The sequence below is a fragment of the Desulfobotulus sapovorans DSM 2055 genome (assembly GCF_059569355.1).
This window is the reverse complement of sequence record NZ_JCANVJ010000018.1, coordinates 1-13,524: the sequence shown is the minus strand read 5'-3', so window position 1 is coordinate 13,524 and position 13,524 is coordinate 1. Positions and strand designations below refer to the sequence as shown.

The window sequence follows — 13,524 nt, the reverse complement described above, 5'->3', positions numbered from 1 at the left end:
GGATACGGCTTACCAACACCTTACATTTTACATAAAACGGTATTCAAGACTGAACGCCAGTACATTGGCCTTCTTGCTGTAGGTGGTTGCATAGCTCTTTCCATTCGGATCTTTGGTCTGATTTGCGTTTTCCTCATCCAGATAGATATTGCGCATATAGCCAACCCCCAGAGTAAAACGGTCATTGACCCTGGTTCTGACCCCTGTTCCCACATTGAAAAGATCGTTTTTCATCACCAGTTCGGAATGGTAGGTATCTCTGTAGTTGATACAGTTATAAACCACACCGGCACTCCATGTCGTATTCCCGGAAAGTTTCACGTCCATCCCAACACCGGCCTCAAAACCCGGATCCAGATCGTACTCCGTTTCATTGAGGGCGTAGGAGGTTCCCGTTTGCGGATTGTTGGGTGTTGAAGACGCAGGCTTCTGATATTCCCCCCACATGGGCATGTAAAGCATGAACATGGCATTCAGATTCAGGGTATCCGTCAACGCATAGTCTGCTCCGAGGAACAGCTTGGCAGGCTCATCAAAACGGAAGGTTCTGCCATCCAGATACCCCGACATGGAAGACAGGGCATGTTCGTTATTAAAGGCAGGAGTCCGGAGAGAAAGATCCTCCTTCACATTCACTTCCCACTTCATGGGAGCCCAGGATTCAACCATCAGGGCAAGATTCAGCCTTTCAACGGGTCTGTAATTCACACTGGCAAACAGAAGGCCTCCCAGAGTTGTCCATTCTGCATCGTAAAGCGTGGCCTTGTCACCATGCAGACCTGCGGATCGTGCCGCGATCTTAATCGTCTGAAGCCCATAAATAATCCTTGCCCCCGCAGCCACGGAAAACCGGCTGCTTACCGCATAGGCCGCCCCGAAGGAAAAAGCCGGCATCATGGAAAGCATTTCCGAGCTGACCCCGGCTCCCAGGGCCTGATTCGGATCCGGACTCAGATTGAAATATTTTTTCCCATTGCTCCAGGGCTGAACAGGGGTTCCCAGCAGTTTGCTGGAGCGGGCAGCCAGTGCTTCAATGCCCCACACCGCCATGTTCAGATTGGGGGTTCCATCTTCAAAATACAGGCTGCCGCCCCCCCCATAAATATTCAGACCTCCAAAAAAAGACCAGTTATCCCGTTTACGGTTCACATAAAGGGAAGGAACAAATTTGCTGGGCTTATTCTGCTCCGTAATCCCCTGGCCTGGATAGGAATCCCCAACCCTGATCTTATAATGATTGTCAATGGACTGGCTGGAAAAATGAATATGGAGGCCTTCCTCCATTCGGACAAGCCCTGCCGGATTCGTGGCTACACCATCGGCACTGTCCGTTGCGGCCAGTCGTCCCGCAGGATTGGAAATCCAGTTTGCACTGAGGTTTGTCAGGGAGTTGATGTAGCTGGCATGACCTGATGCGACAAGCAGAATCATTGGTGCCATGAGGGTAAAGATAAAAAATTTCCTGTTCATAAAACTTCTCCGTTTTTCAGCTGATATTTCATCCCATTACGCCCTGGTACACACACCAGGCCCCAAGGGGATCAGCAACCTTCATACCCCGATGTCCCCCCCAAAAAAATCAGCCTCCTTATCCCCCTGTTTTTTTCGGTATTAATGTCATAAATATTTGTTTTTAAATATTTTTTTAAAAAAATAAATTTTCTTTCCATTTGTTACGGACTTTCCAGAATCAAAAAACGCATGAGACAAAAATGTCCCATGCGCACAGAGTATTCCAATAAACCTTTTAAATAACTGCGCGTTGCGATAAAGGGACTTTTATGCCACATCAAGGCCCGATATTGCCCCACTCCATGCGGACATCACTCTTCCAGCCCCAGATCCCGCATTTTTCTAAAAAGGGTCTTTCTATGAATCCCAAGGATTTTTGCTGTTTCTTCCCGCTTCCAGCGGTTTCTTTTCAGCATTCTTTCTATATAGCTGCGTTCAAAATTCTCCACAGCCCGTTTCAGATCCAGCCCTTCATCCTGAACTTCCCGCCGGGATAGGGCCGCAGGCTCATAAAACGCCCCTTCCCCCTTTCCTGCCAGATCAATACTGTCCATGGTCAGGTAACGCTGAATCACATTCTGTAACTCCCTGACATTCCCCGGCCAGGAATAGGCCCGAAGCATGGCCAGAATGCTGGACGGGATGACGGGCGCAGGCTCTTTTTCGGAAAGAGCCTCCAGAAAATGGTAGATGAGAAGATTCAGATCCTCCCCACGTTCCCGCAAGGGGGGCAGATGTATGGGAATAATATTGATGCGATAAAAAAAATCCTCCCGCATCATACGTTTACGGACAAGATCCATAAGGTTGCGGTTTGTGGCACCAATAATGCGCAGATCCGGTTTATGCAAACGGTCTCCACCCACCGGCATGAATCCGCCCCCTTCAATGGCCCGGAGCAGCTTCACCTGCATATTGGTATCAATCTCTCCCAGCTCATCCATAAAGAGGGTTCCCTTGCAGGCCATATCCAGATAGCCCCTTCGATCTGACACCGCTCCGGAAAAGGCCCCTTTCTTATACCCAAAAAACTCACTTTCCATGAGTCCCGGAGGGATAGCGCCACAGTTCACGGGGATAAAGGGTTCCATTGCCCTGTCGCTGAGGTCATGAATCGCCCTGGCCACAAGCTCCTTTCCGGTTCCGGACTCCCCATAAAGAATGACATGGGCGTTGGACGCCGATGCCCTGAGAATATGATCGTACACGGCCTGCATGGCCGGACTTTTTCCAATCAGATTCCGAAAGCCATAACGTTCCCGCATACTGGAACGCAGACGGACATTCTCTTTACGCAGGTTTTCCTCCCGCTGTCTCAGGGTCTCTTCCATCCGTTTTCTGTCGGAAATATCCCGGACAATCAGAAGAATTTCATCACGCACCAGGGCAATAACACGAACTTCATAACAGGTTCGTGTTTCCTGACAATCACAGGGAAACTCAAAAATCTGCATTTCTCGTGTGGAAACAGCACGTTTCATGGCTTCCATGCAGATACCTGCGATGGGTTCCGGGCAAAATTCCTGAAGACGTTTTCCTTCAACGGGCGTCAGAATCGTAAAATGCCGGGCCTCCTCAAAGGGTTTATGATTCAGACAAAACCCATCCAGATTCAGCCGCAGCATCATGTCCGGGATGGCATTCAGAAGAGCGCGGGTTCTTTCCGCATTGCGGGACAGAGCCTCTTCCGCCAGTACACGACGCTGAATGTTGTGAAAAAAGGTCAGACTTGCCCTCTGCCCCTTCCAGGTCATCTCGATGGCATGGATTTCAAACCAGAGGGCCTCTCCCCTCCTGGTAATCAGACGGAAAGGATACACTTCAGGAACAGGTTCGTACTGCATACGCTGCTGGTAACGCAGTTCCACCATGGGCAGATCGTCAGGATGCACAAAATCCCGGAAATGACGATCCAGCAGTTCCTCATGGCAATACCCCATCAGACGGATACCGTTGGCATTCACATAGCGTAAAATCCCATCCTGCAGCACGATAATGGCATCCGTGGTATTTTCAAAGATCAGCCGCTCATCGGGGTGGTTGCGGGCAGACACACATACAGAATCTTTCGGAGACACCATTTTTTCACACCACTCCTGCAAACACGACTTTCAAAATAAAAGCCGCACACCATAAAAAAACAAGGGTACAAAAATAGCCGGTAACATATTCCCGATGCGTATCTGGGCAACACCCATAAGGTTGACGCCAATGGCCAGAATCAAAAGCCCCCCCGTACCCGACATCTGAGCAATCACCTCAGGCACCAGAAAGGGTTTGATCAGAACGGCCAGCAGGGTAATGCTTCCCTGATACAGCAAAACGGCCAAAGCAGAAAACAGGACACCCACCCCCATGGAAGCGGCAAAAATCACAGCAGCCACACCGTCCAGAGCGGATTTTGCAAACAGGGTTTCGTGGTTACCGGAAAGACCGCTCTCCAGAGACCCCACAATGGCCATGGAACCTACGCAGAAAATCAGGCTTGCCGTGACAAAACCCTTTGCAACGCGCCCATCTCCGCCACCCTTTGAAAAACGCTGCTCCAGCCATCCGCCCATACGGTTCAGCCCTGCCTCAATCCCCAGCCACTCCCCCGCAAGACTTCCCAGCACAAGACTGCCAATGATCACCAGTATGGCATCACAGGCCAAAGCACTTTTCAGACCGATAAGCATAACTGCCAGAGAAAGAGCCTGCATTACCGTCCGGTTATAACGATCCGGAACCCCCTCCCCTAAAAAAAGCCCCAACAGACCACCCGCAAAAATGGCCAGAACATTCACCCCTGTTCCCAGCATAGGCTCCCCAATTTTCATTCTGCAATTACAGAATATTACGAAAAGGGGGCGAAAGCCGTCTCTATCCGGCATCCGCCCCCTTTTCTTCTTTCTTGTCGGACAGACAACAGCATGCCTGCCGGTGGCCCTTACAGCCCGTTTACAACAATGGCTCCTGGCTCGCAAACCTCAATACAGGACTCACATCCCAGGCATTCTTCGGCATTCACGGGCTTGGATTTATCGTCCTGCATTTCAAATACATCTACAGGGCACACATCCACACATTCTCCACAACCAACACATCTGTCCTCATCCACTACCGGTTCGTAAGACATCTTCTTCTCCTTCAATACGATTACATGAATCCGGGGACTATCCCCACCCTTACACAAAAGGTCGTATCCACCCCATGGAAAACGATCTTTTATCCATGCCCGGACGCTTCATCCGATCACCTTACATCGGGTACAGCGAAAGTGTCGCTCTGTCAACACATCAGACCCTTAAAAAAAAATCCGGCAATAAAAGAATGGAAAAACCTGGGCCTGTCATGGCCATGGATGCAAATCTCCAGCCATGATGCGCAAAATCCCGTTGACATCGTGCCCGCTCAGCCAGGGACTGACCCAAAGCATTCCCAGACAGAACAGGGCAAAAAGAAGACAGACCCTGTCCCCGAAAGTCCAGGAAAGCTGCCAGGGACTTTCCCGGCCGGAAGCATGGCAACAATCCCTGCTTTCAGAAGCCGTAAAAAAAGAACTCTTCTGGGTGACGGAAGAAGGGAGAGCCCCAGGGCCTCGTTTTCGAAAAAAAGCCCGAAATACCTGGGCCAGATCATCCAGAGACAGTAAAATCGCCTTCAGGGCCTTTTCCCAGACCAGAAACCGTGCTCCACCCTTCATCCCCTGAACCCCGGTACGGGTGATAGAACCCAGCCCCGCGATGCCCATCATCACGTCCATATAAATACCGAGCAAAAGGGAGAAAAGGATGAGGGTAAGATCCAGCTTTATCGCCCAGATTACCCGCCCCAGGGTACGGGAAAAAGCCTCTCCTTCATACTGTTCCCGCTGACAGAGCCACTCCACAACCGCATGCAGCCCCACTACCACGAGCAGCCAAAAAAGACTGATAGAGACACTCAATGTAACGGCGAGTACCAGATACAGAAGGATAAAAGACCAGCGATCATCGTGCTGACGTACCCATTCCCTGAAAGCCTGTTTAGGGTTTTTCCAGTACATTACCCCCCCTTGCCTCCCATACCGATACCCGGCGGTAACCGGACCTCCATGGCAGGTTGCGTAAAGTCGTTCCGGAGATCATAGTGTACACTTTTCAAAAACAGCCCCTGAGGAGGGGCCGTCATTCCCGCAAGCTGACGGCTTTTACCCTGGAGAATCTCAGGAATTTCCGCCACAGCAATCTTTCCCATTCCCACCTGCACCAATGTTCCCACAATATTTCTGACCATATAGCGCAAAAAACCATTGGCCGTGACCTCAAAGGCAAAAACATCGGGAGACTCCGGTTCATCAAAGAACCCGGCACGGAACAGGGTGCGTACCGTATGGCTTCTGGGGCTGCCCGCACCTTCGAAACTTTTAAAATCATGGGTTCCCACCAAAAGGGAAGCCGCCGTATCCATGGCATTCCGATCCAGCTTCCGCCACACATGCCAGACGTGGTTTCTCCCCAGAGCCGGACGCAGGGGACGGTTCAGAATCCGGTACCGGTAGGTCTTGGCCCTGGCCGCAAAACGCGCATGGAATGCCGGACCCACCTCCATGCAGTGATGAATCACAAGACCTTCTGCCAGAAGACAATTCATAGCCTTTTTCAGGGCAGGCCCGGTCATGCGGGTGGGCATATCAAAATGGGCCACCTGGGCCAGAGCATGCACACCGGCATCCGTTCTGCCGGATCCGTGCACATCCACCCGCGCCACAGCAATGAGGGAAAGGGCCTGCTCCAGCTCTCCCTGAACCGTTTTCAATCCCGGCTGGCACTGCCACCCGTGAAACATGGAACCATCATATTCCATAACAATCTTGAATCTGCGCACCCGTATGTCCTTACAAAAATCAGAGCCTGTCCACAGGAATCCAGGCCAGTTTTTCTTCCAGTGCTTCATCCATCAGTTTCTGAATACACTCCTCCGGGCAGGCCTGGCCGCACACCGTGCAGCGGAAGGAAACCTTCCTTCAGGAACGTTTTACCCGGATACGTCCCTTTTTACATACAGGACAGACCAAAGCTGTTTCCACCATAAAATACACTCCCTTGCATGGGGTTTATCAAAACGGCGCGCATTATGCCTTGATCCCCACAAAAGATAAAGTACAATAGCATTTGTTTCAGGGGTTTTGCTCCCCTTTCTCCCAACCTACTCTTTAGGGATACCTCTCCATGACGTCCATGCAATGCAAAGGATTTGCCGCAGGGGCTGTTTCCGCCCGGATCAAGTACAAGGACAGGCAGGATCTGGCCATGCTGGTCTGCACCCATCCTGCCTCCGCTGCTGCGGTTTTCACACAAAACAAAGTCACCGCTGCTCCCGTGCGCATCAGCCGGGAACATATCCAGTGCGGACACTGTCAGGCACTGATCGTCAACTCCGGCAATGCCAACTGCGCCACAGGCGAACAGGGCATGGAGAATGCGAGAGCCATGACCCAAGCCGCAGCTGACGCCCTGGGGATTGCACCTGAACTCGTGCAGGTGGCTTCCACCGGTGTTATCGGCCAGCAGCTTCCCATGGATCGCATCCTCCCCTGCATCCCGGATCTTGTGCTCCGCCTGAAACCCGAAGGCCTGAACGATCTTGCCCAGGCCATCATGACCACGGATCTTGTGAAAAAAACAGCCCTGCGCACCCTTGAAGTGCAGGGAAAACCCATCACCCTCTGCGGCATGGCCAAAGGATCGGGGATGATCCGTCCGGACATGGCCACCATGCTGAGCTTTCTTGTTACGGATGCGGATATGGCTCCTGAAACCCTGTCCCGGCTTCTCAAGGCCGCTGTGAACAAAAGCTTCAACCGCATCTCCGTGGACGGGGATACCAGCACCAACGACATGGTGCTGCTCATGGCTTCCGGTGCTTCCGGACTGCGCCCGGAAGGCAGAGACGAAGCGCTCTTTGCCCAGGTTCTGGATGATCTCTGCATGGATCTTGCCGTTCAGGTGGTACGGGATGGTGAAGGTGCCACCAAGCTTGTAAAAATTGTGGTTCAGGGCGCAAAAAGCAATGAGGATGCCCTGAAGGCCGCCGACACCGTTGCCAACTCCCCCCTTGTAAAAACCGCCCTCTTTGGTGAAGATGCCAACTGGGGGCGTCTTGCCATGGCCGTTGGGCGATCCGGCGCGGATCTCGACCCGGATCGCATCACCCTGCGTTTTGACGATGCCCTCCTCGTCCAGGACGGGGTATGGCTGGGTTCCGAGGCAGAGGCAAAGGCTGCTGCCATCATGAAGCAGAAGGAATTCACTATCCTTATTGATCTTGGAATTGGAGAAGGAAGTGACTTCATGCTGACCTGTGATTTTTCCTACGATTATGTGCGCATCAATGCCGACTACCGATCCTGAAAACAGCCCCCGGAAGGATCCGGGCCTTCGTCTGCAAAAATTCCTGGCCGATGCAGGTATCTGCTCCAGAAGGGAAGCAGAACGTCGCATCGCCCAGGGCCGGGTCGGGGTAAACGGGCAGGTCATCCGGGAAATGGGGTTCAGGGTACAGCCAGAGGATAAGATTTTTATGGACGGCAAGCCTGTTCAGCTTAAAGAATCCCTGGTGTACGTGCTGCTGCACAAACCCGAGGGCGTGGTGACCTCCTGCCATCACAGGGGAGAGCGGGTGGTCACCGACCTTGTGCCTCTGCCCCAGCGTATTTTTCCCGTAGGCCGTCTGGACAAGGAGTCCACAGGCCTTGTTCTCCTCACCAATGACGGCCCCCTGCATCACCGGCTTTCCCATCCCTCCTTTGATCATGAAAAGGAGTATGTGGTGACAACCCGTCCATCCCTCAGCGATGCGGCACTGACCCAGATGGCGGAAGGCATGATCCTGGAAGGCCGGAAAACACGGCCTGCGCAGGTTTTCCGTATGGATTTCAAAACTTTTAGAATTATACTTCAGGAAGGCAGAAACCGACAGATCCGCAAAATGGTGGCCTCCCTCGGTGCCCGGGTACTCAGCCTCCACCGTATCCGCATGGCTTTTTTAGAATTACGGGATCTGAACCCTGGTCAATGGCGCCACCTCAGCCCCAAAGAAATCATGCAGCTAAAAAAACTTTAAACTATGTGGACTGTTCCCGGCAGGCAGGCCACCCCACGCTCATCCAGAGGAGGAAAGCATGCGCTCATATTCTGGCTGGTTTCTTTTCATCGTACTCATGACGGCGACGGGTGTCATGGCGGCAAGCCTTCAGGTTCACGTCCGCAGCACCCCGCTCCGTGAAATGCCCTCATTTCTTTCCGGCACCATCATGGAAATTCATTACGGACAACCCGTAGAAGTCCTGTCCGAACAGAATGACTGGCGCAGGGTACAGGTACAGGGCACAGAAACCACAGGCTGGGTGCATGCCAAAGCTCTGACGGATCAGAAGATTGAACTGGCTTCCGGCAACGCCCTTTCCGGCAAGGTCAGTGCCGATGAACTGGCCCTTGCAGGCAAAGGCTTCAGTCCGGAAGTAGAAGCCGCTTTCAGAACCGAAAACCAGGGGCTGAACTATGCGGACATCAACCGCATGGAAAGCTTTACCGTAAGCCCCGAAGAATCACGGGTCTTTCTTCAGACCGGCGACCTGCATCCCAAAGGAGGTCTGAAATGAAAAAACTGTCCCTCCTCTTCCTTTCCCTCTGCCTTGGCTTTTTCGCCTCCGGTTGCAAAACCTTAGGCGTGGTCTCTGAGGTGGGCACCACCGTGGGTGTGGCCTCTGGTACCATCAGTGAATCCCAGGCAGGTGCCATCAAACGCAGCACCGCAGCACTGGTCAAAAGTTTTGAAGACATCACACCGGAACAGGAATATTACATTGGCCGCAGTGTGGGGGCTGTAATCCTCTCCTCCTATGCCGTCTGGCATGACGAACAGGCCACAGCCTATGTGAATCTTCTCGGTCAGACCCTGGCCCGTTACGCCACCCATCCAGAATCTTTCAGGGGGTATGCCTTTCTGCTCCTGGATTCTGATGAAATCAATGCCTTTGCCGCTCCCAGCGGTTTCATCTTCATCACCCGGGGAATGCTGACGCTTTGCAGCAATGAAACCGAACTGGCCGCCGTTCTGGCCCATGAAATTGCTCATGTTTCTGAAAAACACGGACTCAAGGCCATCAAAAAATCCCGTCTTACCTCAGCCCTCACCACCATCGCCGTGGAAGGTGCAGGAGCCTTTGCCGGCGGTCATCTCGCCGATCTCACCAAAGCATTCGGGGGTTCCATTGCCGATATCTCAGGCACTCTTATGAATAACGGCTATTCCAGAGCCTTTGAGCGGGAAGCAGACGCCGAGGCGGTAACGATTCTTCAGTCCTGCGGTTATGATCCCGCAGGACTTGTCAACATGCTCGCAGCCATGGACAAAACCCTAAAACCCGGAGCACCGGATTTTGCCAGTACCCACCCAGCTCCCCGGAGTCGCATTGATGAACTCATCCAGATGGACGTTAAGGAATGGAAGCTGCCGGAACATCCCGTACGTCAGGCCCGTTTTCTGACAGCAATGGCGGCACGCTAACCCTTCTCTTCCTTTCTCAGGAGCTTGCCTGTGGAACAGGTCTCAGCCAGAAAAAAAATATTGTTCCGAACTGCTCTGGCCCTGGCCACAGGCATGGGCGTCATGCTGCTACTGATTCTCTCGGGCCTTGTCCATCGACTGGAGTGGAAGACCTTTGACATCCGGGCACAGCTTCTGGCGAAACCCGCACCCAGCACCTCAGAAGTCGTACTGATTCTTGTGGATCAGGACAGTCTGGACTGGGCTCGTGAAAATAACGGCCTCTCCTGGCCATGGCCCAGGGAGATATGGGCTCATATCCTGAACTTCTGCAAGGCAAAGGGTGTCCGGGCTGTGGGCTTTGATATTCTGTTCACCGAACCCTCCTTTTACGGAAAATACGATGATGCAGCCTTTGCTACAGCCTCCCGGGAAATGGGAACTGTCACAGGTGCCCTCTTTCTCGGCAATACAACGGGAGCCACAACCCGCTACCCCGCAGGATATCCGGAACCTTCTTCCTTTGAGGGTAAAAAACCGGAAGGCCGCCTCCGGGCAGCCCTGCCCATCCCAGAGATTGCTAAAAGCTGGAAACTTCTCGGCAATGTGGGGCTGAATCCCGATACCGATGGTACCTACAGAAACATCCGCCCCTTCACCACCTTTGATGACAGGGTGTTTCCCAGCCTTGGTCTCGCCACCTGGCTGGCAGCCCATCCGGAGACCCCCATCCACCAGAATCCCCAAGGGATCTCCATCGGAGAGCGCATCATCTCCCTGCACAGAGGAGAGGCCCGACTCCGTTTTCGCGGGCCTTCCCGAACCCATCCTTCCATTCCAGCAGCTGCCATTCTCAGAGCCGCCATACTGGAAATGCAGGGAAAAGAGGCTGAATTTCCCGAAGCTGATTTTTTAAAAGACGCCTATGTTCTCGTAGGTTATTCCGCTCCGGGACTTCATGACCTCACCCCCGTTCCCGTTGGTGGAGGCTACCCAGGTGTAGAGGTTCATGCCACTCTGCTGGATAATTTTCTTGCCGGAGATTTTCTGCAAGACATCCCTTTCCTACCCTTTTTCACACTGGTCATGGCACTTTCCGCCCTCTGTGCTCTGAGCGTTATCACCTTTCCCGCCACAGGGATGGCTCTAACGGCAATGGCCGCCTCGCTACTCTTCCCCATCGGCCTGAGCCTTGCCTTCTATACAGCAGGCCTGGTATTGGCCCTCATCCCCTTTATGGTGGCAACGGTGATAACCACAGCCACTGCTATCTTCATCAATTACAGTACTGAAGGTCGCCAAAAACGTTTCATAAAAAATGCCTTCTCCCAGTACCTCAGTCCTGCGGTCATTGACGAGCTGCTGCTTAACCCAGACAAGCTTAAGCTGGGAGGTGAAAAACGGGAAATCACCATTTTTTTTTCCGATCTTGAAGGCTTTACGCGAATTTCGGAAGGATTGGATCCTGAAAAACTTACGGCCTTTCTTAACCACTACCTTTCCGCCATGACGGATATTATTCTGGAAAGTGGTGGTACGGTGGATAAATACGAAGGAGATGCCATCATCGCCTTCTGGAATGCCCCCTTACGCCTGGACGACCATGCAGACAGGGCCGTTCAGGCTGCCCTCCAATGTCAGGACGCCCTTGCGGCCATGTCCCAAGAACTCCGTCGCTGGACAGAAAAACCCGTCCGAATGCGCATCGGTATCAACACGGGGCCTGCCGTTGTGGGAAACCTGGGTTCCAAAAAAAGGTTTGATTATACCATGCTGGGAGATGCGGTAAATCTTGCAGCGCGTCTGGAAGGCGTCAACAAAGTTTTTGGTACGTATACACTCATTTCTGAAGTCACGGCAGCGGCCCTGAAGTCCGACATCCAACTCCGGGAGCTGGCCAGGGTACAGGTTGTAGGCAAGGAGTTTCCCATCTGCATTTTTGAACCCCGCTGGCCCCACAAAAAACAGGGCTGGGAACTGCACTTTTCTGAAGGACTCCAGTATTTCTATAATGGTAATTTTGAGGAAGCCATACAGGTCTTTACATCAATCCAGCAGGAAGACCCTGCTTCCCGGTTCTATGCAGAAAAATGCAAAATTCTTATAAAAAACCCACCTGAAGATTGGCACGGTATCTGGATAATGGATCAGAAATAACAAAGGAAGCTGCATGTATCAGCTTCCCTTCCATAAGCATCCAGCATGTCATCCTAGCTTTAGCAGCCAGCCACTTTCCTATGATACGGACACATCCAAAACATCCCTCTCCGCTATACCAGAGGCTAAAAACAACCGGAAAAACATCATTTTTGCATATTTTTTTTACAAGCTCAGATACAACAAACACAGTTTTTAATCCATTCCATTAACACTATTGAAGGGATGACAGCTCAATACGCAATGGAATTTCATGGGATGTACGGCTTATTTCCCGAGTTGCACCCAATTCCCATTTTTGACAGCGGATACCGTCCCCCAAAAAAGCTTCCAGTTCACTGACAAGATGTTTGATATTGATGACGGGGTGTCGTGCAAAAACATCTGGCAGACCATACGTCAGACTGCAAACCAGGCATTTTCCAGGTCTTTGATCCAGAACAAAAGCAAAATCGAGTAAATTTTCTCGACGCGATCCACGAAAAACGATTCGGATGTCATAGGCCCCCTCGGATGCATCACCAAAGAGTGCATCAAAAAAGGCATCGGAACGGTCTTCTGGAAACATTTCCTTGAGTTTTTCGGGTGTGAAAATCGCATTCCAATTTTTCGTTACCATCGACTCTCCCATAAAAAATCCATCCCCTCTGGCAAACAGCAAGCTCATGCCCGGTCTGGACTTCCTGTTATCTTAGCTGTAAAAAAAATTCTGCCTTACAAAGACAGATCCCAAGCCAAGGCACATTAGCCTAAGATAGCAGTATGGTCAAACCGAATTCCAACAAAAAAAACGCCCCGTCTTCGAGGTGAGTTCACCTTGAAGACAGGGCGTTAAAAGAATCCGGCGGCGTCCTACTCTCCCACACAGTTGCCCATGCAGTACCATCGGCGCAGTCAAGCTTAACTTCCGTGTTCGGGATGGGAACGGGTGTGACCTTGACGCTATCGCCACCGAAAATTGTATTTCGATGTTATATTTTTCTAAAGAACTAAAGGCTTCTACACCTTTTTGCTCCACGCGTCGAGTTCTTTTATTCCTTGGTACGAAGCTTTTTTACGCATTCTCCTGCAGAAAAGATCACCAATATTGTGGCTAAGCCTCACGACCGATTAGTACCGGTAAGCTCCATGCATTGCTGCACTTCCACATCCGGCCTATCCACCTTGTAGTCTACAAGGGGTCTTCAGCTGACTTATAGTCAGGGGATATCTCATCTTGAAGCTGGCTTCCCGCTTAGATGCTTTCAGCGGTTATCCGTACCGAACTTAGCTACCCTGCTATGCCGCTGGCGCGACAACAGGATCACCATTGGTTCGTCCATTCCGGTCCTCTCGTACTAGGAA

General features: G+C 51.9%; 12 protein-coding genes and 2 rRNA genes. 5 read left to right on the top strand and 9 right to left on the bottom strand.

Annotated elements, in window-relative coordinates:
• Positions 1-27: 27 nt before the first annotated feature.
• The 6 genes from BR04_RS12000 to truA form a co-directional block, all read right to left on the bottom strand.
• The gene (locus BR04_RS12000) at positions 28-1,470 is read right to left on the bottom strand and encodes an OmpP1/FadL family transporter (RefSeq protein WP_496356254.1); all 1,443 of its coding nucleotides are present in this window, start codon (positions 1,468-1,470) and stop codon (positions 28-30) included.
• Between the two features lie 353 nt (positions 1,471-1,823).
• Positions 1,824-3,593 (bottom strand): sigma 54-interacting transcriptional regulator, encoded by a 1,770-nt coding sequence (locus BR04_RS11995; RefSeq protein WP_496356253.1) that lies wholly within the window; start codon positions 3,591-3,593, stop codon positions 1,824-1,826.
• Between the two features lie 30 nt (positions 3,594-3,623).
• On the bottom strand, positions 3,624-4,313 hold the full coding sequence (locus tag BR04_RS11990; protein WP_496356252.1) for a DUF554 domain-containing protein: 690 nt from the start codon (positions 4,311-4,313) through the stop codon (positions 3,624-3,626).
• Between the two features lie 128 nt (positions 4,314-4,441).
• Entirely contained in the window at positions 4,442-4,645 is a 204-nt protein-coding gene (locus BR04_RS11985) for a DUF362 domain-containing protein (protein ID WP_496356251.1), read from the bottom strand.
• A gap of 198 nt (positions 4,646-4,843) precedes the next feature.
• On the bottom strand, positions 4,844-5,539 hold the full coding sequence (locus tag BR04_RS11980; protein ID WP_496356250.1) for a hypothetical protein: 696 nt from the start codon (positions 5,537-5,539) through the stop codon (positions 4,844-4,846).
• Complete coding sequence (gene truA / locus BR04_RS11975; RefSeq protein WP_496356249.1) at positions 5,539-6,360, bottom strand: tRNA pseudouridine(38-40) synthase TruA; 822 nt, start codon at positions 6,358-6,360, stop codon at positions 5,539-5,541. Before truA ends, BR04_RS11980 begins: the two co-directional genes overlap by 1 nt.
• A gap of 344 nt (positions 6,361-6,704) precedes the next feature.
• Here truA and argJ point away from each other — a divergent pair, with 344 nt between their 5' ends.
• From argJ to BR04_RS11950, 5 genes are read left to right on the top strand one after another with little or no spacing between them, the layout of a single operon-like run.
• Entirely contained in the window at positions 6,705-7,886 is a 1,182-nt protein-coding gene (gene argJ / locus BR04_RS11970; RefSeq protein WP_496356248.1) for a bifunctional glutamate N-acetyltransferase/amino-acid acetyltransferase ArgJ, read from the top strand.
• Positions 7,867-8,598, top strand: a complete 732-nt coding sequence (locus BR04_RS11965) for a pseudouridine synthase (RefSeq protein WP_496356247.1) — start codon at positions 7,867-7,869, stop codon at positions 8,596-8,598. Before argJ ends, BR04_RS11965 begins: the two co-directional genes overlap by 20 nt.
• Before the next feature lie 58 nt (positions 8,599-8,656).
• On the top strand, positions 8,657-9,136 hold the full coding sequence (locus BR04_RS11960; RefSeq protein ID WP_496356246.1) for an SH3 domain-containing protein: 480 nt from the start codon (positions 8,657-8,659) through the stop codon (positions 9,134-9,136).
• Positions 9,133-10,044 (top strand): M48 family metalloprotease, encoded by a 912-nt coding sequence (locus BR04_RS11955; RefSeq protein WP_496356245.1) that lies wholly within the window; start codon positions 9,133-9,135, stop codon positions 10,042-10,044. Before BR04_RS11960 ends, BR04_RS11955 begins: the two co-directional genes overlap by 4 nt.
• 30 nt (positions 10,045-10,074) lie before the next feature.
• A complete protein-coding gene (locus BR04_RS11950; protein WP_496356244.1) occupies positions 10,075-12,180 on the top strand; it encodes a CHASE2 domain-containing protein in 2,106 nt (701 codons plus the stop codon).
• A 214-nt stretch (positions 12,181-12,394) separates the two neighbouring features.
• Here BR04_RS11950 and BR04_RS11945 read toward each other — a convergent pair whose 3' ends face one another.
• The 3 genes from BR04_RS11945 to BR04_RS11935 form a co-directional block, all read right to left on the bottom strand.
• Positions 12,395-12,847: a pancreas/duodenum homeobox protein 1 gene (locus BR04_RS11945; RefSeq protein WP_496356243.1), complete on the bottom strand. Its 453-nt coding sequence runs from the start codon at positions 12,845-12,847 to the stop codon at positions 12,395-12,397.
• Positions 12,848-13,019: 172 nt separating this feature from the next.
• Positions 13,020-13,136, bottom strand: a 5S ribosomal RNA gene (gene rrf, locus BR04_RS11940).
• A 133-nt stretch (positions 13,137-13,269) separates the two neighbouring features.
• A 23S ribosomal RNA gene (locus tag BR04_RS11935) occupies positions 13,270-13,524 on the bottom strand; the annotation flags it as partial.

Excerpts from the sequence above, each read along its gene's own strand:
- BR04_RS12000 (WP_496356254.1), bottom strand. The coding sequence starts at position 1,470 with ATGAACAGGAAATTTTTTATCTTTACCCTCATGGCACCAATGATTCTG.
- BR04_RS11995 (WP_496356253.1), bottom strand. The coding sequence starts at position 3,593 with ATGGTGTCTCCGAAAGATTCTGTATGTGTGTCTGCCCGCAACCACCCC.
- BR04_RS11990 (WP_496356252.1), bottom strand. The coding sequence starts at position 4,313 with ATGCTGGGAACAGGGGTGAATGTTCTGGCCATTTTTGCGGGTGGTCTG.
- BR04_RS11980 (WP_496356250.1), bottom strand. The coding sequence starts at position 5,539 with ATGTACTGGAAAAACCCTAAACAGGCTTTCAGGGAATGGGTACGTCAG.
- argJ (WP_496356248.1), top strand. The coding sequence starts at position 6,705 with ATGACGTCCATGCAATGCAAAGGATTTGCCGCAGGGGCTGTTTCCGCC.
- BR04_RS11965 (WP_496356247.1), top strand. The coding sequence starts at position 7,867 with ATGCCGACTACCGATCCTGAAAACAGCCCCCGGAAGGATCCGGGCCTT.
- BR04_RS11960 (WP_496356246.1), top strand. The coding sequence starts at position 8,657 with ATGCGCTCATATTCTGGCTGGTTTCTTTTCATCGTACTCATGACGGCG.
- BR04_RS11955 (WP_496356245.1), top strand. The coding sequence starts at position 9,133 with ATGAAAAAACTGTCCCTCCTCTTCCTTTCCCTCTGCCTTGGCTTTTTC.
- BR04_RS11945 (WP_496356243.1), bottom strand. The coding sequence starts at position 12,847 with ATGAGCTTGCTGTTTGCCAGAGGGGATGGATTTTTTATGGGAGAGTCG.